Here is an 18,807-nt window from a genome sequence, read left to right on the forward strand (position 1 = left end):
GAGGGCGACTCAGCGAAGCTGAGCGGGGTGAGGGGAGTCTTGGCTGCGCCCCCTCACCCTTCCGCGGCTGCGCCGCTCCCTCCCTCTCCCGCGAGAGGAGAGGGGCTAAAACTCCACCTCGTCCTCGCCTGCCCCGACCACCCGTGGACCAAGGCGACCCGCGACGCGGCGGCGGTGCGCATCGCGATGACGGTGGCCGAGGCCGGCCCCGGCGAAGGACGCCTGATCGAAGTCGAGCATGAAGCAGGGCTCGACAGCGATGAACCGGAACTGCGGTTCTCGGAAGTCTGCGGAGTCATCAACGCGAACTTGTCCGTCGGCCCCAACCCAACATCAGCGCAGCCACTTTTAGCAAATGCTGGCATGAGCTTCAGAGGCGTCACGCTGATCGGCAAAGGCTTCGTGGTTACGCCAATCGAGGCTCGAGCCTTAGGCCTGGGGAAGCGCGAGGGGCTCGAACAGCATATCCGTCCTTACAAAAATGGCCGTGATCTGGTGCAGAATCCCCGCGCCGTCATGGCCATTGATCTCTTCGGCTTATCTGAACTTGAGGTGCGTCAGCGTTACCCGGAGGTTTATCAGTACCTTTTGGTAAAGGTGAAAGAACTGAAGGATGAGCAGGGCATAGTTATTGGGCGCGACTCTAATCGTCGGGGTTCGTATCGAAATCGCTGGTGGATCTTTGGCGAGCCTCGAGGGGAGCAAAGGCCATCGCTTGTTCATTTAAGTCGATATATCGCCACCACTCAAACTGCTAGACACCGTATGTTTGAGTTTTTATCGCGCGATATAATTCCTGACCAACAACTGATCGTCGTTGCCTCGAATGATCCGGGTCACTTAGGGATACTTTCGTCGCATATTCATGCCCAATGGGCATTGCGCGTGGGTGGTACGCTTGAGGATCGTCCCAGATACAATAACACAAGCGTCTTCGACCCCTTCCCCTTCCCCGACGCCTCGCCCGAACAACGCATCCGCATCGGCGATCTTGCCGAAGAACTCGACGCCACCCGCAAGGCCGCGCTCGCCGAAGTGCCGCGCCTGACGATGACCGAAATCTACAATTTTCGCGAACGCATCGCCGCCGGCGAGCAGCTTGCCGGCCATGACCTCGACCGTGCCACCGCCGCGCGTGCCTTCATCGTCAACCGCCTCCACGAACAGATCGATGCCGCCGTCGCCGTCGCCTACGGCTGGTCAGCCGACCTCGCCCCCGCCGAAATCGTCGCCCGCCTCGTGGCCCTGAACACCGAACGCAAGGCCGAGGAAGAGGCCGGCACGATCCGCTGGCTAAGACCGGACTATCAGCAGCCTCGCTTCGGCCAATAATTCCCCTGTCCTACAGCCCCCAACCTGTGCCAGCGTCACCTCCGGCGATTCGCCTCGCTTGCTCTTTCTCCCCGTTGGTCCACGGCAATAAGCGCCCACCGCGCCCTCCGCTCTAACTCCCATCTTCAAACCTGCCCCGTCACTGCGAACATTGGGAACATTCGAGCGCAGGCAATCCGGGGGATTGCCGAGCACGAATGTCGAGCGCAGGCAGTCCGGGGGACTGCCGAATACGAATGTCGCACGGAGGCAGTCCGGGGGACTGCCGAGTACGAATGTCGAGCGCGCGCCCGCCGCCAAATCCGGTTCCACGATCAACTTCATCAACTTATCCTGCCCACCAATCCAATTCTCGCGTTCCGATTCTCGCGTTCCGAGTGCGTCACGGACTCTGCTCAATAATGATAGCGGCTCTGTGCGATCTCGAGCGTCTGGGCATCGCCCATCCCGCTCGCGCGATAGACCAGCCGATGCTCGCCGTTGATCCGCCGCGACCACCAGTCGGCAAGGTTACCGCCCAACGGCTCGGGCTTGCCGGTGCCCTTGAACGGCTGACGGCGACACTCCTCGATCAGCGCGTTCAGGCGCGCGAGCAGCTTGGCGTCACGCTCCTGCCAATAGAGATAGTGGGTCCAGGCGCGCCCGGAAAAGACCAGCTTCACGGCTGGATCAGATCGCGCTCCACGCCCTTGCCCGCGTCGAGCTCGGCGATCGCCGCCAGCAGCTCGCGGGCGTTGACCGGCGAGCGCAGCAGGTACAGCGTTTCCTCGATCGACGCCCATTCGCTTTCCGACACCAGCACCGCGCCCTCGCCCCGCTGGCGGGTGATGGCGATCGGCGCGCGGCTGGCGACGACCTCGTCGATCACCGATTTCAAATTCTCGCGGGCTTCGGAATAGCTGATGGCGCGCATGGCATTTAATTGGACAACACTTTGTCCAATATCAACACCGACGTTGCGATCGCGCCTGGCCCGCCTTGCCTTCGGCCCCCTCTTGCGCCATAGGCCCGCGGCGCCTGCCCCGCCTTCGGGATTCGGCCAGACGCTTGAACGACTGCTTATAGACGACAGCCGGAGGGGCGATCGCACGGTGCGGCGTCAACGATCGGCCAACACGAAGAAGAACCGCATGCCGCTATACGAGCATGTTTTCCTCGCGCGTCAGGATCTGGCTCAGGCCCAGATCGATGCGCTGGCGGAAAACGCGACCAAGATCCTGACCGACAATGGCGGGAAAGTGGTCAAGACCGAGACTTGGGGCCTGCGCGGCCTCGCTTACCGCATCGCCAAGAACCGCAAGGCGCATTACGTCATGCTCGACGTCGATGCCCCGCCCGCGGCCGTCGCCGAGCTGGAGCGTCAGACCGGGATCAACGAAGACGTCATCCGCTATATGACGATCCGCGTCGATGCCCATGAAGCCGGCCCCTCCGCGATGATGCGCAAGCAGGAGCGCTCCGAGCGTGGCGACCGCGGCCCGCGCCGCGACGATCGTGGTGATCGTCCCGACCGAGGTGCCGATCGTGATTCTGGCCGCCCCGAGCGCGCACCCCGCGCCGAGCAGGAGGCATAGGCATGGCCCGTCCCTTCTTCCGCCGCCGCAAATCCTGCCCCTTTTCGGGCAAGGGCGCTCCGGTCATCGATTATAAGGACGTCCGCCTCCTGCAGGGCTTCGTGTCCGAACGGGGCAAGATCGTCCCCAGCCGCATCACCGCGGTCAGCACCAAAAAGCAGCGCGAGCTGGCCAAGGCGATCAAGCGCGCCCGCCACATCGGCCTGCTCCCCTACGTCGTACGGTAAGGAGCAGAAACCATGGATGTCATCCTGCTCGAACGCGTCGAGAAGCTGGGCGCGATCGGTGACGTGGTCACCGTCAAGAACGGCTTTGCCCGCAACTTCCTTCTGCCCAACAAGAAGGCCCTGCGCGCCAATGCCAGCAACAAGAAATTGTTCGAAGCCAACCGCGCCAAGATCGAGTCCGACAATGCGTCGCGCAAGGGCGAGGCCGAGAAGGCCTCGGCCGGCGTCGACGGCAAGACCGTCCAGCTGATCCGCCAGGCGTCGAACGTCGGCGCGCTCTACGGATCGGTCAGCGCCCGCGACATCGTCGAGGCGCTCGAGGGTCAGGGCGCCAAAGTGACCAAGAGCCAGGTCATCATGGCCCGCCCGATCAAGGCGATCGGCATGCACGAGGTCAAAATCGCGCTCCACCCCGAAGTGGCGGTGACGGTCAAGGTCAACGTCGCCCGTTCGCCTGAGGAAGCCGAGCTTCAGGCGCAGGGGATCGACGTCATGTCGTCGATGTTCGAACGCGACGAAGCGGGCTTCACCGAGACCTATGACCCGACCGCCGAACCAGGCGCAACCGCCGAAACTTCGGATGAGGCGCCGGCGTCCGACGCCCAACCGGCCGAGGAACCTGCCGCGGAAGCCGATCAGGCGTAAGCCTTTTCATATGCTCGAAAATCGGGGCCGCCGGGGATGATCCGGCGGCCCTCTTTCGTCGGTTCACCGAAACGTTCGCGGTTCGTCGCATCTGTCGGTTCGCCGACGGAACGGACGGTCGGCTCCGCCGGTTTGATGAAGTAGAGCTGGGGCCAGTTGAAGGAGACGAGCGCCATGGAAAACCGTGAAAATCAATCGCCCGACATGAGCAAATCGCAATCTGCCCAGCAACCGACCGGGACTGACAAGGATCGCGGCGAGGAAAATCGCCAGTCGACCCAGGGTGGCCTCGATCAATCGTCATCGGAACCGTCCGATACCGGCCAGTCCGACACGTTGACCGATCAGGCAGGCGACGTCGAAGGCCAGTCAGATTTCCAATCGAACGACACCGAAGGCGCCAGCGCCACCGGACAGGCGAATTCGCCGGGCTTCGTCGGCGCCGAGGGTCAAAGCGACTCGAGCAGCGAGATGGTCGAGAACGAGCAGGACTTCACCAAGGACGGCCAAGGCTCGACCGAATAGGCCTAGGCTCAACATGAAAGGGCCGCGCGGTCGAGAAGCCCGCGCGGCCTTTCTATGCTTGCTTGGCAAGGAACGCGGTCTCGCGCTCGACGTGCGGCGCGAAACTCGGTCGGGCCAGGATAGCTTTGGCAAAGGAAGCGACGCGCGGATGTCGCGCTTCGTCGACAGCGACCCCGGCGTGGGTGAAGTTCGCGAACGGGCTGGCCACCGCGATGTCGGCCAGCGTCAGCCGATCGCCGACCAGGTAACCGCTGTCGGGGATGACTCCCTCAAGATAATCGAGCAGCGGCGGCAGCTCGTCACGCTCGGCGGCGGATGCAATGGCCTCGTCCCCCTCACGACCAAGGAACCGCGGTGCAACGATGCGGTTGAAGAACATCTTGCCGCCGCACGCGAACAGCATCGTGTCCGCCCATTCGTCGAACCAGACGACCCGGCCGCGCTCTTTCGGGTCGGCAGGGATCAACGGGGGCTCAGGGTGCTTGGCCTCTAGATAATGAATGATCGCGCTCGAATCGGCAATGCCATAGTCGCCATCGCGCAAGGCGGGCATCTTGCGGAACGGACTAGCAGCGCGGAAGTCGGGATTGGGATCGCCAAGCCCAACCGGTGTCAGTTCAATCTCGATCCCCTTTTCGGCGGCATAGGCGGCGACCTTGCGCACATAGGGCGAGAGAGTCGAGCCGTAGAGTATCATCGTTGCACTCCTGCTGCGGCGGTTAGGCTCCAATGCGGTAATAGTCGGCAATCCGATCGAGCGCGAGGGATAGCACCAACTTTCCCGCGCGGGCCGGCCAGCCAAGCGCGGTTTCGGCGGCCCGCATACCCTCGCCGCCGCACACCACGCGCCACAAAATATCCCCCAACCCCGGCCCGGCCTCGGCGACTGCGGCATGGAACCGCCGCTTGGCGTCGAGTTGGGCGGCGGTGAGGTCGATCCCCGGAGCGGGGCCGGCTCGCCCGCGCGCCACCGGCGCGGCATCCCAGCTCATCGTGACGCGCGGCGATAGCTGCGCCCGCTCCCAATCGGCGCGCAGCCGCTCTCCGGCCTCAAATTGGCGGCGCGTGACATGGCCGCGCGCGAACAACCAGCCGAGCGGGCTTTCGGCGAGATTGACCGTCACCGATCGCGCTGGTCGCCGCCCCCGCCTCTCGTCCCCAGGAATGGCTCGCTCGGCGAGAAGGCGGCTGGCGGTCATAAGCGTCTCTCCAACGGTGCGAGTCGCTTGCCTCTTGCCATAAAGGCAAAGATGTAGGACAGAAGAAAACCTCTCTGGTTCATTGCAAAGGGCAATATTCACCATGTCCAGCCATTTCCGCCAATGATCACACGCATCAGGGAAGTCCGCCGCGCCCGTGACATGACCCTCGACGACGTTGCCAAAGCGTGCGACCCGCCGACCACGCCGCAGACCATCGGCCGGTTGGAGACGGGCACGCGGACCGTATCCGTGGGTTGGCTCAACCGGATCGCCACTGCTCTGGGGGTTGAGGCATCCGACCTGGTCGATCATCCGGACCGCGCCGACCTGCCGGTAGTGGCGGTGTTGGGCGCGAGCGGTGCGGTTGCGCCCAAACGAACGTCGCTGGTGGTGCCTCCGAAAGCCGCAGCGGGACAGGTCGCGCTAATCGTGTCAGCCAGTACAGGCGACTACCGCGCCGGTGACGAAATCTGGTGCGAGCGGCTGAACCCTGACCAGTTCGCCCGCGCCTTGAACCGCGACATCCTGGTTCCCCGCCCCGCTGGCCGCTTCCTGTTCGGACGGCTGATCGGGCGCGAGGATGGGAAATTGCATCTCCTCCCGCCGGGCGCGGGCGGCCGTCAAAGCGTCGTCGCCGATCCGCCCTGGGCAGCGATGGCCGTGAGGTTGGTGCGGACTTTGTAGGCGCTCCTTCTGGCCGGTTTCGATCAATTGCGGACATTCGCGCCGCGCCCAACGGGCCGCGGGCCGCCGCTTTCGCGAGGGGCAGCGGACAGCGAACGAGTTATTACATCTTCTTAAGTGGTGCGGCTCTTGCCTGTCGCCAATCCGTGCATTAGATACTGAACCACATGGTTCAGTATGCAACCGACCGCCTTGATGTTACGTTCGCCGCGCTCTCGGATGCGTCCCGACGCGGCGTTCTGGAGCAGCTTGGACGTGCGGACGCTTCGATCACGGACCTTGCCGAGAAGTTCCACATGACCCTCACGGGCATGAAGAAGCACGTCAGCATTTTGGAGCAGGCGGGACTCGTCACGACCGAGAAGATCGGGCGCGTGCGAACCTGCAAGCTCGGCTTTCGCGACCTGGAGGCAGAGGCGGGATGGATCGAGACGCACCGCCAGCTGTGGGACGCGCGCTTCGACGAGTTGGACCAGGTCGTCGAGGAATTGAAACTAAAGGAGAAATTCGATGGACAGCAGAGGTAGTGAGCCCACCCCCATGCAGAACCGCACGATGGTGGAACGGAAGTCCGACCGGGACCTGGTCGTTACGCGAACCTTTGACGCCCCCGCGCGCATCGTATTCGAGGCCTGGACCAAGCCCGAACTGTTCATGCGGTGGTGGGCACCGAAGTCGACAGGGGCAAACCTGCTTTCCTGCGACATGGATGTTCGTGACGGCGGCGAATACCGTCTCGAGTTCGGTCAGGATGCCTCGAACTCCATGGCATTCTTCGGCAAGTACATCGAAGTGATACCGCACTCGCGGCTCGTCTGGACGAATGATGAAGGTGAGGACGGTGCCGTAACGACGGTGACCTTCGAGGAAAAGGCTGGCAAGACGCTGCTGATCTTCCACGAACTCTATCCCTCGAAGGAAGCTCTCGACGAATCCCTCGCCGGAATGGAGGGCGGGATGCCCGAGCAGTTCGAGCAACTGGACGAGCTTCTCGTCAGCCTGGGCGCGAGCTTGGGAGGGCCATGAGCGCCGACTTCAACCTGATGGTCAGCTTCAAGGAGCCGGACACTCCCCATCCTGTTTCTCAACTCGCGGCTGCGCCGATGCGACGCTTGCCCTGACGAATTCGTTGGAGCGCAATCGCGGGCCGGTTATCCGCTTCTGGCGACAGGCGGCGGAAGGTCGTACCGATCAACAACTATGTTAGGTCTGATTGCCGCCCTTGCGCGGCGCCGTCTCAGGCATCCGCCACAACACCGGCAGCACCGCGAGCGCGACCAGCGCGATCATGATGCCGGGGATAGACGGCCATCCGGTGCGGCCCAACAGGAGCTGAGCAACGTACGGCGCAAGGCCGCCAAAGATGGCGGTCGCCGAGGTGGCGCCGAGGGCAAGACCGGTCAGGCGGCCTTCGCCCCCGAACTGTTCGGCGGTGGCGACCGCGCCGACCGCGCTGACCCCGCCCGCAACCATGGCGAGGACAATCGCGCCGGCCAGCGCAACACCGGGCGAGCCGGCAGCCATCAGCGAGAAGAGGGTGATCGGCAGGATCGCGCTCAGCCCGCACAGGCCAAGCAGCACCGGCCTGCGCCCCCAGCGATCCGACGCCGCCCCGACGAACGGCGTGACTGCGATGACCGCGACCGCGGCAATGGTCGACAGCCATAGCGATGCGGCTTCGGTCATCTTGCCGGCGGTGCTCAGGAACGCCGGGACATAGGTGATGCCGACATAATAAGTGATCGATCCCAGCGCTGAGATGGCGAAGCCGCGGGCAATGCCGACGCGGTGGGTGGCGAGGACGTGCAGCAGGGGGCTGGCAGGGACTGTCCCGCCGGCGAGCTGGCGCACGAAGTCGGGCGATTCCTGCATCGCCGAGCGCGCGATCCATACGCTCGCCGCCAGGGCAGCGCCGACCAGAAAGGGAATTCGCCAGCCCCAGGCGTCGAGCGTCACGGCGTCCATCATACTCACGGTCAGCGCGGCGAGGCCAACGGCGAGCAGGCCTCCGACTTCACTTGCCGCGGCTGCAAAGCTGGTGACGAGGCCGCGGCGACCCGCCCTCGCGCCCTCGAGCAGATAAGCGACCACGCCGGTATATTCGCCGCCGACCGCGAACCCCATCACGCAGCGCAGCAGCAGGAGCAGCACACCCGCGGCCGGCCCTATCTGGGCGCGGGTCGGCAGCAGCGCGATGGCCAGCATCGCCGCGGTCATCAATGCCACCGACAGCAGCATCGTCCGTCGCCGGCCGTAGCAGTCGCCGATATGGCCGAAGAAGATCGCGCCCAGCGGCCGCATCAGATAGGCGACGGCAAACCCGGCCAGCGTCGTCAGGAGCGACTCCGCGCCGCCACCGAAAAAGACGCGCGACAGGGTGGTCGCGAAATAGAGATAGAGGGTGAAGTCATACCATTCGACGATGGTCGAGAAGGCGGCGATGACCGCCGAGCCGCGCGAGATCGGCTGGTGCGATCCTTCCACGTCGCTCATCGTCGTCCCCCCACTCATTGCGGTGCGAAGCCTTGCCCGCCTGCGCCGGTCGTGGCATCGCTCGGCTGCCGCTTCAAGCGGGCGCTTAGCTCAGTTGGTAGAGCATCTCGTTTACACCGAGAGGGTCGGCGGTTCGAGCCCGTCAGCGCCCACCATCAAAAGGCCTCGCCGACGATCTTGTGGATAGCGCTGATATCCGCCGCATCGACCCGGAACTCGATGTCCGGGTTATATTGCCTGAGTTCGAGGAAGCCCGCGCTGCGGCGGACCAGCTCCTTGATCAGCGCGGTGACCGTCGTTTCCTGGCCGTTGTCGTGCCGCAATTCGACAAGGACGTCATCGCCGATCGCAACCGGCGCGCGCGGCGAAACGATCAGGCGGCGGCCGGGGCGGTATCGCGGCCACATCGCGTCGCCGAGCACCGTTACCGCATAGCCATGCGCGTCGCTGGCAAGGCTGTCGGGCCGCGCAATCCGGTCGACGACTATCGTGCGGTCAAGCATGATTAGTTCGATGCCGCTCCCCAAGCCGCCCCATTCGCCTGCCGCGCTGGTCGACAGCAAGGGCAGCGGCGAGCGCGGCCCGGCGCGCCACGCCGGGGAGAGCGCATCACCGACGCCCGTGACCTCGTTGCGCGGGTCGACCAGCGGCCCCTCGCCAAGGCGCAGCGCCTCGAATTCGGCCAGCGTCGAGTCCGCCGCCGCCAGCAATTTTTCCAGGGTCTTGCGCGACGGATTGCCGTGGCGGCGCATGTCGGCCCAGACGGTGCGGCTGACCCCGGCCCGTACCGCCCAGGCATTGGGAGTCATTCCGTCGGGCATGAAGCGCATCAGGTCGCTGTACAGGGAAGCGTCGGCATTGGCCGTCATGTTCGAACTATCGAACAAGCCGTCAAAGACCACAATGTTGGACTTGTCGAACGTCGAGGCTTGAATTAGTCAGAAATATCTGACAATACGCCGATCATGGAAGTTCAGATAGCCGCAACCTTGCCGACTTCGCCAAAATATCGGCGCATCCCCTCGCTGGCGCCGGGCGACAATTCGACGAATACCCGGCGGCCGTCGTGGGGATCGGATCGGCGAAGGAACATGCCGTTGTCGGTCATCGTTTTAATCCACCGCAGCGCGGTCGTCGCCGGAACCGCGGCGGCAATGCACAGCGACGATACCGGCACGCGATGCTGGGCGATCTCGGCGGCGAGCAGGTCGAGCAGCATGTCCCAGGCGGGGTCGGCGAACAATTCTTCATCGAAGAAACGCGCGCGCAGTCGGCGCGCCCGGATCACCTGGCGGATGACCTCACCCGACACGCTGGGGAAGTCGCCACCGACGGCGGCCGTCGGTGGTTTTTCAGCGCCGGGCATCGCCGGGCCGATCGACAGTCGAGCCAGCGTCGCGGCGATGCGCCCCACTTCGTCGGACAGCTGCCGAAGCCGGGCGGCGTTATGTTCCGACGCGACATCGTGAAGGCGTGCGCCTTCCCCCCGCCCAGCGGTGGCCACGGCCAGGGCCGCCATCCGATCGGCGAGGCCGGCATCGATCAACAAAGTGGTGCGCGAATCGGTCAGGCGGGCGACGACCGGATCGATCAGCGCGAGCGGCGCGGCGACGATCGCGGAAAAACGGTCCATCGACGCCTCAGCATCAATCCGGTCGAGCAGCCGGTCAAGTTCCGGGCTGTCCTCGTCAAGCTCGACCCACAGCGCCGAGGCCGAGGCCTGCAGCGCCATCCGATCGACGGCATCGGCCAACGACACCGGTGCGACCCGGAATCCGGCTGCTTCGATGGTCGTCGCGGCACGGCGATGCGCAATGCTGGAGCCGGCGACGACCAGCACGGGCGGAGGGCCGGCATAATCGGCCAATGGAGAGGTCAAGGAATTGAGACTCATGTTCATATCTCACCGAAATAGTGACAAAACGAACCGAGCAGGAGCCGTGATAGCCGCGAAAGCGGAGCAAAGTCAGCCCGGTTTATCACCGAAATGGAGCGGCCAGCTAGAAACCGGCAATGGGATCGTGCCTATGTCGGTTCCGCAATGAACTCTCTCCCCTCGAATCGCGCGATGCAACGTGCCCGCTGGCTCACCGAGCTTAGCGACGCGCTGCAATGCGCCGAGCGGCTGGCCATCGAGCTTGCCGGATGCGGAGCCGACTGGATCGAGACCCAGGCGTTGGCAACGCGGCTGAGGTCGCTCCGCGCCGAAATCGAGAGGATGCGGTGCGGTCGCAACGACGACTGGCCGGATGATACTCCAATCTGGACCAATCTGGCTTCGTAGCATCGCGCATTTGCGAGGCGCGGGCGCTTACACGCCCTGGGGCAAATCGCCTCCGCCGGCGAACGGGACTAGGAACGGACCGATCGGCGGCGCCCGCCAGCCAGACGTCGCGCAGAAGCCGCGATTGAGGAAGGCGGTCTTGCCGTAAACGAGCGGCGCGCCGTCAGGGCCGTCGACGCGGCCGCCGGCAGCGAGGAGCACGGCATGGCCGGCGGCGGTGTCCCATTCGCTGGTCGGGCTGAGGCGCGGATAAATGTCGGCGCGGCCCTCCGCGACAATGCAGAATTTGAGGCTAGAGCCGATCGCGACATGGCTGCACAGGCCGACAGCCTGGTCGAGGTAATCGGCGGTTGCCTGATTGAAATGCGATTTCGACGCGACCGCGGCGCGTTCCCGACCGAGCGCGCGGGTCCGGATCGCGGTGCGGCCGGACTGTTCTTCAAGATAGGCGCCCTCACCCACCTGTCCAGCCCACAGGCGGTCGGTCGCCGGCTGATAGACCACGCCGAGGCGCGGGGTGCCGTCAACGATCAGCCCAATGTTGACGGTATAATCGTCTCCACCACGGACGAATTCCTTGGTGCCGTCCAATGGGTCGACCAGGAAATAAATGTCTCCGTGGACCGGGATGCGGCCTTCGGCGACTTCCTCCTCGGCGATCACCGGAACGCCCGGGGCAGCGGCAGCGAGCGCGTCGAGGATAAGCCGCTCGGCGGCCCGGTCGCAGATGGTGACGGGGGATTGGTCGCGCTTAATCTCGACTTCGAAGCCCCGAGCCACCAGCTTCAATATCTCCGCCCCCGCCTCCCGCGCCGCGACGACGCATGCTTCGAGGAGGGCAGGTTCGTCCATTATCTCGGCGCCATCCTGATCCCGCCGTCGAGCCGGATACTCTCGGCGTTGAGATAGCTGTTCTCGACGATGAAGATCGCCAGTCTGGCATACTCCTCGGCTGTGCCGAGGCGTTTGGGGAACGGCACTTGCGCGGCGAGCGCCTCCTGCACCTGTTGCGGCATCATCGCCATCATCGGAGTCTTAAAAATGCCGGGCAGGATTGTGTTGACCCGCACCCCGTCGTTCATCAGGTCGCGCGCGATCGGCAACGCCATCGCCAGAACGCCGCCCTTCGACGCCGAGTAAGCCGCCTGCCCGATCTGCCCATCCTCGGCCGCGACCGAAGCGGTGTTGATGATGCAGCCGCGCTCACCGTCCTCCAGCGGATCGGTCCCGACCATCCCAAACGCCGAGTAGGCGATGCAGCGGAACGAGCCGACCAGGTTGATCCCGATCGCCAGCTCGAACTGGTTCATCGGATAGCGTCTAGGCTGCTTGGTTTCCTTGTCGCGGCCGACCGTCTTGGCCGCATTGGCCACCCCGGCACAGTTAACCAGGATCCGCTCCTGGCCGTGGGCCGCCCGGGCCTTGTCGAACGCGGCGGCAACCTTCTCGTCGCTGGTGACGTCGACCTCGCAGAAGATGCCGCCAATCTCGGCCGCGACCTTTTCGCCCTTGTCGGCGTCGCGGTCGAAAATGGCGACCTTGGCGCCCCTCACGGCCAAGGCGCGCGCCGTCGCCTCGCCAAGGCCGGACGCGGCGCCGGTAACGACTGCGGGGATTCCTTCGATTTTCATTCATGCTCTCCGTGTTGCATCGGCTGTCAGCGCGGGGGGGCGATGACGGCGCAGGCGATGCGATCGCCGCTATTTCCGCTGGGGTCGGTGCGTTCATCGTCGATAAGCGCGTGGATGACCAGCGAGGCGCCATCGGCATAGAAGGGCAGATTCCCAGCGCCGATTATCCGCACCATTGTGTTCATTGTGCCGTCCGCCGAAGCCGTCCGGCTGCCGAGGTCACCGACGTGCCAGCCGGCCGGATTCTGGTGACCGTGGAGGTGGGCGGTCGGGTTCCAATGCCCTCCCGCCGTCGCGAAACCCGGCGGCTCGCAGCGTCCGACCTGATGGACATGAAGCGCATGATCACCGGGCGGCAGTCCCTTTGCATGAATGTCAAAATCGATTCCTTCCGGCACCCTCATCCAGCGAACATGCCCCTTCGGCGCGCCATTGGCGCCGATGAAGGAGATCGGCGCACTCCAGCTGCCAGATGCGGGCAAAGGCGCGGGCACGGGAACCGGCACGACTTCAGGAGCGACGGCGCATGCCGCGAGCGCGGCGAAAGGAATTAGTGGGATCAATCGAACAATGGACATAGTGAATCTCCTTACTGCGGCATCAACGCTCGGCGGGTGTTTCGATCCTGACGAGCACTGCATCGACCTGCACCTGCGAGCCCACGGCCGTATTCAATTCCGCCACCACCCCGTCGAACGGTGCGACCAGCCCATGCTCCATCTTCATGGCTTCGAGCGTTAGCAACCGCTGACCCTTCACCACTGCGTCCCCCGCCGCGACCTCGACGCTGGTAACCTTGCCCGGCATGGGGGCGAGGATGGCGCCATCGCCGGTGGCTGCACCGACGATGCCGCGTGCGTTGCGCTCGAAGCTGTAAGCCTGGCCTTCAAGAAACACGACAACGTTCTCGTCGTCGCGGAAGCCCGAGACCGGGGCGATCTCAATGTCGTCGTCGAGATTGATCGAGCGGAACTTGCCGCCTTGGCCGAGCGCGACGTGCGCGGCTGGGGCGGCGTTAAGGCGGAAGCCGGTGAGGCTTGCCGGTTCATCCTCATCCTCGGCCAGCGCGACCGCTGCGGCACCGCACCAGATCGCCTCGTCCGGCTCGGGATCGGGGACTAGATCGGAAAGCTCGCGGGCGATGAAACCCGTGTCCAGATTGGCAGCGGCGAAATCGGGATGGAGCAACGCGTTGAACATGAAGCCGGCGTTGGTCTTGACCGGCCACACTTCGACCTCGTCGAGGATGTCGGCAAGCGCGGCGATAGCCTCGTCGCGGTCGTCGCCTCGGGCGATAAGCTTGGCGATCATCGGGTCGTAGAAGGGCGAAATGGCGTCGCCTTCCTCGACCCCGGTTTCGATGCGGCCTTCCGAACCCAAGTCGAAATGGTCGAGCCGCCCGACGCTCGGCAGGAATTCGCGCGCCGGATCTTCGGCATAAAGCCGCGCCTCGATCGCGTGGCCGTTGATGCTGAGTTCGTCCTGCTTCTTCGGCAGCGGCTCCCCGCTCGCCACGCGGAGTTGCCATTCGACCAGATCCTGGCCGGTGATTTCCTCCGTCACCGGATGCTCGACCTGCAGCCGCGTGTTCATTTCCATGAACCAGATGCGGTCGGCGCGGAGGCCTTCGCTGGCATCGGCGATGAATTCGATCGTACCCGCGCCCTCGTAGTTCACCGCATGCGCCGCCTTGACCGCCGCGCCACACACCGCTTCGCGCGTGGCTTCGTCCATTCCCGGCGCGGGGGCTTCCTCGATGACCTTTTGGTGGCGACGCTGGAGCGAGCAGTCGCGCTCGAACAGATGGACGACGTTGCCATGACTGTCGCCGAACACCTGCACCTCGATATGGCGCGGCGAGAGGATGTATTTTTCTAAGAGGACGATGTCGTTGCCGAACGAAGAGGCCGCCTCGCGCTGGCAGCTTTCAAGCGCGTCCTGGAAATCCGCCGCCGCCTCGACCCGCCGCATCCCCTTGCCCCCGCCGCCCGCGACCGCCTTGATCAGCACCGGATAGCCGATCGCGTCGGCCTCCTTCTGTAGGCGCTCGGGCGATTGGTCGTCTGCCCCAGAACCGGGGGTGTAGCCCGGCGTCACCGGCACGCCCGCCGCGCTCATCAGCTTCTTGGCGGCGTCCTTGAGACCCATCGCCCGGATCGAGTCCGGCTTCGGCCCGACCCAAACCAGCCCCGCATCGATCACCGCTTGAGCGAAGTCGGCATTCTCACTGAGAAATCCGTAGCCCGGGTGGATCGCGTCCGCGCCGGTCTGCTTCGCCGCCTCGATAATCCTGTCGCCGCGCAGGTAGGACTCGCGCGCCGGCGATGGCCCGATATGCACCGCCTCGTCGGCCTGCCGTACATGCAGCGCCTTGGCGTCGGCATCCGAATAGACGGCCACCGTCCGCACGCCCATCGCGCGCGCGGTGCGAATGATCCGGCATGCGATTTCACCCCGATTGGCGATGAGCAACGATTGAATCATTCGGCGGCTTCCGTTGCGCGCATCGGCTCCGCGGCGGTCATTGGCGTAAGGCCGAGCTTGGCGAGCAGCGCAGCATCCTTGCTATCGCCAGCGTTGGCGGTGGTAAGCAGCTTGTCGCCGGTGAAGATCGAGTTGGCGCCGGCCATGAAGCACAGTGCCTGGGTCGCTTCGCTCATGCTTTCGCGCCCAGCCGAGAGCCGCACCATGCTCATCGGCATGGCAATCCGCGCGACCGCGACAGTACGGACGAATTCGATGTCGTCGATCAATCGCTCACCGGCGAACATATCGCCCAGCACCGTACCTTTGACCGGCACCAGCGCGTTGACGGGAACGCTTTCGGGATGGCGCGGCAGGGTCGCGAGCGCGTGCAGGAAGCCGACGCGGTCCTCGCGGCTCTCGCCCATCCCGACGATCCCGCCACAGCACACCGCCATCCCCGCACTGCGCACTTCCTCGAGCGTGTCGAGCCGCTCCTGGAAGGTCCGCGTCGTGATGATGTCGCCATAATGTTCGGGCGAGGTGTCGATATTATGGTTGTAATAATCGAGCCCGGCATCCTTGAGGCGCCGCGCCTGGTCGCCGCTTAGCATGCCGAGCGTCATGCACGTCTCGAGCCCCATTGCCTTGACGCCCGCGACCATGTCGCACACCGCGCCCATGTCGCGATCCTTGGGCTCGCGCCACGCCGCCCCCATGCAGAACCGCTGCGACCCCGCCGCCTTGGCCTCCGCCGCCGCGGCAAGCACCGCGCCGACATCCATCAATTTCTCGGCCTTGAGCCCCGAATCCGCCTTCACCGACTGCGAGCAATAGCCGCAATCCTCAGGGCACCCCCCGGTCTTGATCGACAGCAGAGTGCACAATTGTACTTCGCCCGCCGCATGATGCGCGCGATGCACCTCGGCAGCACGGAACACGAGGTCAGTGAAGGGCAGGTCGAACAGCGCGCTAAGCTCGTCACGGGTCCAGTCGGTGCGGGTCATTGGCCACTCACTAAATTGAAATTCATTACGGTAACGCTGACATCGTCGGTTTCGGCGTCTCTTAGGGCCACCCGATAAATCGTCTTTTGATACTCAATGGCTACAGTGTGAAGTTCCAGTGTTTCGACCAATTCTCTTGCTCGTTGCTGAAGCCAACCGTGCCACCACTCGTAATCCAGTTCAGGACGATACGGGTTTCGCGCATGGAGCAGATTTGCCAATCGACCATGATGTTCGAGTAGCAAAGTTTTGTCGATACGGGAGCCTTTGGTTCTCAAAATATGTGGCGCCGCGGAAGTGCCAGCAGCATAAGTTTCGTCAAGGCCGATCGGAAGAAACGCAGGGTTCACCTTTTCAATTCGCACCAAAATCTCTGCGAGGTTCCAGTCTTTCTCATACCTCTTCCTCAAAACCACATAGCGGTGCCGATTTGCCGAAAGAGAAGCAAAACCGATCAGTTCATACATTTTTCGGAGTTGGAGGGCGGCCAATTCGCAATTCGGGATCGCAACCACACCCGCGCTTACGAATGGCAAAAGAACATCATTGAGGATGCCTAAGCGCTTTCGAAATTCACGCATCGACTCCCGGTAACCTTCAGGATCGTGAGTCACGATCACATCCTAAAGACACCAAAACTGGCCCGCTCCGGGATGGGAGCGTTGAGGCACGCCGCAAACGCCAGCCCCAACACATCCCTCGTCTGCGCCGGATCGATGATGCCGTCGTCCCATAACCTCGCCGTAGCGTGCCACGGATTGCCTTGCGCTTCATAATCGTCGCGGATCGGTTGCTTGAAGGCTTCGGCTTGTTCGGGCGTCCATTGGTCGGCGTCGCGGTGGACCGTGGCGAGCACCGACGCCGCTTGCTCGCCGCCCATCACGCTGATCCGGCTGTTGGGCCAGCTGAACAGGAAGCGTGGCGAATATGCGCGCCCGCACATCCCGTAATTGCCCGCGCCGAAGCTGCCGCCGATCAGCACGGTGACCTTGGGCACGCTGGCGGTGGCGACCGCGGTGACGAGCTTGGCGCCATGCTTGGCGATGCCCTCGGCCTCATATTTGCCGCCGACCATGAAGCCGCTGATATTCTGCAGGAACAACAGAGGGATACGCCGCTGGCAGGCGAGTTCGATGAAGTGTGCGCCCTTGACCGCGCTCTCGCTGAACAGCACGCCATTGTTGGCGAGGATCGCCACCGGCATCCCCCAGATATGCGCGAACCCGCACACCAGCGTGGTGCCGTAAAGCGCCTTGAATTCGTGGAATTCCGAGGCGTCGACCAGCCGCGCAATGACTTCGCGCACGTCGTAGGGCGCGCGCACATCGTCGGGGATGATTCCGTACAATTCCTCGCTGTCATAGTGCGGAGCCCGAGGCTCACGCAGGCCGATTCCCGCGCCCACTTCGTCGCCGAGATGCGACACCACATCGCGGACGATGGTCAGCGCATGTTCGTCATTTTCGGCGAGATGGTCGACCACGCCGCTCTTGCGCGCGTGCAAGTCGCCGCCACCCAATTCTTCAGCGGAAATTTCCTCGCCCGTCGCGGCTTTGACCAGCGGCGGTCCGGCAAGAAAGATTGTACCCTGGTCGCGGACGATGATGCTCTCGTCGCTCATCGCCGGGACGTAGGCCCCGCCCGCGGTGCAGCTGCCCATCACGCACGCGATCTGAGCGATGCCCTTGGCGCTCATCTGCGCCTGGTTGAAGAAGATTCGTCCGAAGTGATCGCGGTCGGGGAAGACTTCGGCTTGGTGCGGCAGATTGGCGCCGCCCGAATCGACCAGATAGATGCACGGCAGCCGGTTGGACTCGGCGATTTCCTGCGCGCGCAAATGCTTCTTGACCGTCAGCGGATAATAAGTCCCGCCTTTCACGGTCGCATCATTGCAGACGATCATCACCTGTCGCCCCGAGACCCGCCCGATCCCCGCGATCATCCCCGCGCCGGGAACTTCGCTTTTGTAGAGGTCGCACGCCGCAAGTTGGCCGATTTCGAGGAACGGCGAACCCGGATCGAGCAACCGCTCGACTCGCTCGCGGGGAAGCAATTTGCCGCGCGCGACGTGACGCTCGCGCGACTTGTCAGTCCCGCCGAGCGCCGCCTTGGCGACGTCGGCGCGCAGCCGCTCGACCAGGCCGCGATTGTGCGCAGCGCGGGCTCGCGCCTCGTCGCTCATCAGGTCGATTTTGCTGTCGAGCCGCGGTGCGCTCATCGGTCCTCTATTCCCGTTGGTCGAAACTATCTGGCCTGACGCGCGTAGCGTCCCCGATGCATCTTGCAAAGCGGTGGCGCTTCGGGAAGGCCGCGGCCCATCATCGGGAGAGAAAATCATGCGCACCAAAACCATCGCCCTGCTGCTGGCCAGCGCCGGGCTGAGCCTGAGCGCGGTCGCCTGCAAGAACGCCGTGACCGAGAACCAGACCGAAGCGGTCGCGGGCAATGCGTCGGGCATCGACCTTGCGGCGATGGACAAGAGCGTCAAGCCGGGCGACGATTTCTTCGCCTACGCCAACGGCAATTGGGTCAAGAACACCGAAATCCCCGCCGACCGCAGCTCGATCGGCGGCTTCTTCATCGCCGACCAGGAGCGGGAGAAGAACAGCATCGCGCTGATGGACTCGCTAATGAAAGCGAACGCGTCGCCCGACAGCGACCAGGGCAAGATCGCGAACTACTACAAGGCCTATCTCGACACCGCCGCGATCGACAGCGCCGGTCTCGCCCCGGCCAAGGC

24 protein-coding genes, 1 tRNA gene and 1 pseudogene are annotated in these 18,807 nt (G+C 64.2%); 11 read left to right on the plus strand and 15 right to left on the minus strand.

All coding sequences use genetic code 11. The annotated features are described in order from the left end of the window. Positions 1-1,332, plus strand: a 1,332-nt coding sequence (locus tag H0W65_RS06240; RefSeq protein ID WP_367120130.1) for a type IIL restriction-modification enzyme MmeI, incomplete at its 5' end; no start/stop codon positions are given. 395 nt (positions 1,333-1,727) lie between these two features. Here the strand turns inward: H0W65_RS06240 and H0W65_RS06245 are convergent. Both H0W65_RS06245 and H0W65_RS06250 read right to left on the minus strand, forming a co-directional pair. Next, a complete protein-coding gene (locus tag H0W65_RS06245; protein ID WP_294005342.1) occupies positions 1,728-1,994 on the minus strand; it encodes a Txe/YoeB family addiction module toxin in 267 nt (88 codons plus the stop codon). After that, complete coding sequence (locus H0W65_RS06250; RefSeq protein WP_294005345.1) at positions 1,991-2,245, minus strand: type II toxin-antitoxin system Phd/YefM family antitoxin; 255 nt, start codon at positions 2,243-2,245, stop codon at positions 1,991-1,993. Before H0W65_RS06250 ends, H0W65_RS06245 begins: the two co-directional genes overlap by 4 nt. A gap of 217 nt (positions 2,246-2,462) precedes the next feature. Here H0W65_RS06250 and rpsF point away from each other — a divergent pair, with 217 nt between their 5' ends. From rpsF to rplI, 3 genes are read left to right on the plus strand one after another with little or no spacing between them, the layout of a single operon-like run. Further along, entirely contained in the window at positions 2,463-2,906 is a 444-nt protein-coding gene (gene rpsF / locus H0W65_RS06255) for a 30S ribosomal protein S6 (RefSeq protein ID WP_294005447.1), read from the plus strand. Positions 2,907-2,908: 2 nt separating this feature from the next. Continuing rightward, entirely contained in the window at positions 2,909-3,133 is a 225-nt protein-coding gene (gene rpsR, locus H0W65_RS06260; protein WP_294005348.1) for a 30S ribosomal protein S18, read from the plus strand. 12 nt (positions 3,134-3,145) lie between these two features. After that, the gene (rplI, locus tag H0W65_RS06265) at positions 3,146-3,778 is read left to right on the plus strand and encodes a 50S ribosomal protein L9 (RefSeq protein WP_294005351.1); all 633 of its coding nucleotides are present in this window, start codon (positions 3,146-3,148) and stop codon (positions 3,776-3,778) included. On the opposite strand, the gene H0W65_RS06270 is transcribed toward rplI, so the two are convergent. After that, positions 3,769-3,954, minus strand: a complete 186-nt coding sequence (locus tag H0W65_RS06270) for a hypothetical protein (protein WP_294005354.1) — start codon at positions 3,952-3,954, stop codon at positions 3,769-3,771. The two genes, rplI and H0W65_RS06270, sit on opposite strands and share 10 nt — an antisense overlap. Between H0W65_RS06270 and H0W65_RS06275 the strand changes: the two genes are divergently transcribed. Beyond that, on the plus strand, positions 3,953-4,303 hold the full coding sequence (locus H0W65_RS06275; protein WP_294005357.1) for a hypothetical protein: 351 nt from the start codon (positions 3,953-3,955) through the stop codon (positions 4,301-4,303). The genes H0W65_RS06270 and H0W65_RS06275 overlap by 2 nt on opposite strands. Before the next feature lie 52 nt (positions 4,304-4,355). Here H0W65_RS06275 and H0W65_RS06280 read toward each other — a convergent pair whose 3' ends face one another. Both H0W65_RS06280 and H0W65_RS06285 read right to left on the minus strand, forming a co-directional pair. Further along, complete coding sequence (locus tag H0W65_RS06280; RefSeq protein ID WP_294005360.1) at positions 4,356-5,000, minus strand: glutathione S-transferase family protein; 645 nt, start codon at positions 4,998-5,000, stop codon at positions 4,356-4,358. Between the two features lie 22 nt (positions 5,001-5,022). Next, entirely contained in the window at positions 5,023-5,502 is a 480-nt protein-coding gene (locus H0W65_RS06285; RefSeq protein ID WP_294005363.1) for a DUF6456 domain-containing protein, read from the minus strand. A 123-nt stretch (positions 5,503-5,625) separates the two neighbouring features. On the opposite strand from H0W65_RS06285, the gene H0W65_RS06290 reads away from it, so the two are divergent. From H0W65_RS06290 to H0W65_RS06300, 3 genes are all read left to right on the plus strand, one after another. Then, entirely contained in the window at positions 5,626-6,189 is a 564-nt protein-coding gene (locus tag H0W65_RS06290; RefSeq protein WP_294005366.1) for a helix-turn-helix transcriptional regulator, read from the plus strand. A gap of 167 nt (positions 6,190-6,356) precedes the next feature. Continuing rightward, the gene (locus H0W65_RS06295; protein ID WP_294005369.1) at positions 6,357-6,716 is read left to right on the plus strand and encodes a helix-turn-helix transcriptional regulator; all 360 of its coding nucleotides are present in this window, start codon (positions 6,357-6,359) and stop codon (positions 6,714-6,716) included. Then, positions 6,700-7,215 carry an SRPBCC family protein gene (locus H0W65_RS06300; protein ID WP_294005372.1) on the plus strand — a complete coding sequence of 172 codons (516 nt, stop codon included), beginning with the start codon at positions 6,700-6,702 and terminating at the stop codon, positions 7,213-7,215. The genes H0W65_RS06295 and H0W65_RS06300 overlap by 17 nt, the downstream gene beginning before the upstream one ends. Positions 7,216-7,392: 177 nt before the next feature. Here the strand turns inward: H0W65_RS06300 and H0W65_RS06305 are convergent, their stop codons facing one another. Continuing rightward, on the minus strand, positions 7,393-8,682 hold the full coding sequence (locus H0W65_RS06305) for an MFS transporter (RefSeq protein ID WP_294005375.1): 1,290 nt from the start codon (positions 8,680-8,682) through the stop codon (positions 7,393-7,395). Between the two features lie 79 nt (positions 8,683-8,761). On the opposite strand from H0W65_RS06305, the gene H0W65_RS06310 reads away from it, so the two are divergent. Continuing rightward, positions 8,762-8,837: transfer RNA gene (locus H0W65_RS06310), tRNA-Val, on the plus strand. Here the strand turns inward: H0W65_RS06310 and H0W65_RS06315 are convergent. Then, on the minus strand, positions 8,838-9,551 hold the full coding sequence (locus tag H0W65_RS06315) for a S24 family peptidase (RefSeq protein WP_294005377.1): 714 nt from the start codon (positions 9,549-9,551) through the stop codon (positions 8,838-8,840). Between the two features lie 104 nt (positions 9,552-9,655). Continuing rightward, complete coding sequence (locus H0W65_RS06320; RefSeq protein WP_294005379.1) at positions 9,656-10,576, minus strand: MarR family transcriptional regulator; 921 nt, start codon at positions 10,574-10,576, stop codon at positions 9,656-9,658. A 147-nt stretch (positions 10,577-10,723) separates the two neighbouring features. Between H0W65_RS06320 and H0W65_RS06325 the strand changes: the two genes are divergently transcribed. After that, on the plus strand, positions 10,724-10,966 hold the full coding sequence (locus H0W65_RS06325; protein ID WP_294005381.1) for a hypothetical protein: 243 nt from the start codon (positions 10,724-10,726) through the stop codon (positions 10,964-10,966). Positions 10,967-10,993: 27 nt separating this feature from the next. Here H0W65_RS06325 and cysQ read toward each other — a convergent pair whose 3' ends face one another. From cysQ to H0W65_RS06360, 7 genes are read right to left on the minus strand one after another with little or no spacing between them, the layout of a single operon-like run. Next, on the minus strand, positions 10,994-11,818 hold the full coding sequence (gene cysQ, locus H0W65_RS06330; RefSeq protein ID WP_294005384.1) for a 3'(2'),5'-bisphosphate nucleotidase CysQ: 825 nt from the start codon (positions 11,816-11,818) through the stop codon (positions 10,994-10,996). Next, complete coding sequence (locus H0W65_RS06335) at positions 11,818-12,597, minus strand: SDR family oxidoreductase (RefSeq protein ID WP_294005387.1); 780 nt, start codon at positions 12,595-12,597, stop codon at positions 11,818-11,820. The genes cysQ and H0W65_RS06335 overlap by 1 nt, the downstream gene beginning before the upstream one ends. 26 nt (positions 12,598-12,623) lie before the next feature. Next, positions 12,624-13,175, minus strand: a complete 552-nt coding sequence (locus H0W65_RS06340) for a superoxide dismutase family protein (RefSeq protein ID WP_294005390.1) — start codon at positions 13,173-13,175, stop codon at positions 12,624-12,626. 22 nt (positions 13,176-13,197) lie between these two features. After that, complete coding sequence (locus H0W65_RS06345; RefSeq protein ID WP_294005393.1) at positions 13,198-15,081, minus strand: acetyl/propionyl/methylcrotonyl-CoA carboxylase subunit alpha; 1,884 nt, start codon at positions 15,079-15,081, stop codon at positions 13,198-13,200. Continuing rightward, positions 15,078-16,067, minus strand: coding sequence for a biotin synthase BioB (bioB, locus tag H0W65_RS06350; RefSeq protein WP_294005396.1), 990 nt, complete (start codon positions 16,065-16,067; stop codon positions 15,078-15,080). The genes H0W65_RS06345 and bioB overlap by 4 nt, the downstream gene beginning before the upstream one ends. Then, positions 16,064-16,681, minus strand: a complete 618-nt coding sequence (locus H0W65_RS06355) for a hypothetical protein (RefSeq protein ID WP_294005398.1) — start codon at positions 16,679-16,681, stop codon at positions 16,064-16,066. Before H0W65_RS06355 ends, bioB begins: the two co-directional genes overlap by 4 nt. A gap of 2 nt (positions 16,682-16,683) precedes the next feature. Further along, the gene (locus H0W65_RS06360; protein WP_294005401.1) at positions 16,684-18,285 is read right to left on the minus strand and encodes a carboxyl transferase domain-containing protein; all 1,602 of its coding nucleotides are present in this window, start codon (positions 18,283-18,285) and stop codon (positions 16,684-16,686) included. Positions 18,286-18,403: 118 nt separating this feature from the next. Here H0W65_RS06360 and H0W65_RS06365 point away from each other — a divergent pair. Beyond that, positions 18,404-18,807 (plus strand): annotated as a pseudogene (locus H0W65_RS06365) (M13 family peptidase); the annotation flags it as partial.

The organism is Sphingomonas sp., assembly GCF_013816785.1.
GTDB lineage: Bacteria > Pseudomonadota > Alphaproteobacteria > Sphingomonadales > Sphingomonadaceae > Sphingomicrobium.

Excerpts from the sequence above, each read along its gene's own strand:
- H0W65_RS06335 (WP_294005387.1), bottom strand. The coding sequence starts at position 12,597 with ATGAAAATCGAAGGAATCCCCGCAGTCGTTACCGGCGCCGCGTCCGGC.
- H0W65_RS06250 (WP_294005345.1), bottom strand. The coding sequence starts at position 2,245 with ATGCGCGCCATCAGCTATTCCGAAGCCCGCGAGAATTTGAAATCGGTG.
- H0W65_RS06300 (WP_294005372.1), top strand. The coding sequence starts at position 6,700 with ATGGACAGCAGAGGTAGTGAGCCCACCCCCATGCAGAACCGCACGATG.
- H0W65_RS06320 (WP_294005379.1), bottom strand. The coding sequence starts at position 10,576 with ATGAGTCTCAATTCCTTGACCTCTCCATTGGCCGATTATGCCGGCCCT.
- rpsR (WP_294005348.1), top strand. The coding sequence starts at position 2,909 with ATGGCCCGTCCCTTCTTCCGCCGCCGCAAATCCTGCCCCTTTTCGGGC.
- H0W65_RS06270 (WP_294005354.1), bottom strand. The coding sequence starts at position 3,954 with ATGGCGCTCGTCTCCTTCAACTGGCCCCAGCTCTACTTCATCAAACCG.
- rpsF (WP_294005447.1), top strand. The coding sequence starts at position 2,463 with ATGCCGCTATACGAGCATGTTTTCCTCGCGCGTCAGGATCTGGCTCAG.
- H0W65_RS06305 (WP_294005375.1), bottom strand. The coding sequence starts at position 8,682 with ATGAGCGACGTGGAAGGATCGCACCAGCCGATCTCGCGCGGCTCGGCG.
- bioB (WP_294005396.1), bottom strand. The coding sequence starts at position 16,067 with ATGACCCGCACCGACTGGACCCGTGACGAGCTTAGCGCGCTGTTCGAC.
- H0W65_RS06275 (WP_294005357.1), top strand. The coding sequence starts at position 3,953 with ATGGAAAACCGTGAAAATCAATCGCCCGACATGAGCAAATCGCAATCT.
- H0W65_RS06285 (WP_294005363.1), bottom strand. The coding sequence starts at position 5,502 with ATGACCGCCAGCCGCCTTCTCGCCGAGCGAGCCATTCCTGGGGACGAG.
- H0W65_RS06360 (WP_294005401.1), bottom strand. The coding sequence starts at position 18,285 with ATGAGCGCACCGCGGCTCGACAGCAAAATCGACCTGATGAGCGACGAG.
- H0W65_RS06295 (WP_294005369.1), top strand. The coding sequence starts at position 6,357 with ATGGTTCAGTATGCAACCGACCGCCTTGATGTTACGTTCGCCGCGCTC.
- cysQ (WP_294005384.1), bottom strand. The coding sequence starts at position 11,818 with ATGGACGAACCTGCCCTCCTCGAAGCATGCGTCGTCGCGGCGCGGGAG.
- H0W65_RS06345 (WP_294005393.1), bottom strand. The coding sequence starts at position 15,081 with ATGATTCAATCGTTGCTCATCGCCAATCGGGGTGAAATCGCATGCCGG.
- H0W65_RS06325 (WP_294005381.1), top strand. The coding sequence starts at position 10,724 with ATGAACTCTCTCCCCTCGAATCGCGCGATGCAACGTGCCCGCTGGCTC.
- rplI (WP_294005351.1), top strand. The coding sequence starts at position 3,146 with ATGGATGTCATCCTGCTCGAACGCGTCGAGAAGCTGGGCGCGATCGGT.
- H0W65_RS06280 (WP_294005360.1), bottom strand. The coding sequence starts at position 5,000 with ATGATACTCTACGGCTCGACTCTCTCGCCCTATGTGCGCAAGGTCGCC.
- H0W65_RS06290 (WP_294005366.1), top strand. The coding sequence starts at position 5,626 with ATGATCACACGCATCAGGGAAGTCCGCCGCGCCCGTGACATGACCCTC.
- H0W65_RS06315 (WP_294005377.1), bottom strand. The coding sequence starts at position 9,551 with ATGACGGCCAATGCCGACGCTTCCCTGTACAGCGACCTGATGCGCTTC.
- H0W65_RS06340 (WP_294005390.1), bottom strand. The coding sequence starts at position 13,175 with ATGTCCATTGTTCGATTGATCCCACTAATTCCTTTCGCCGCGCTCGCG.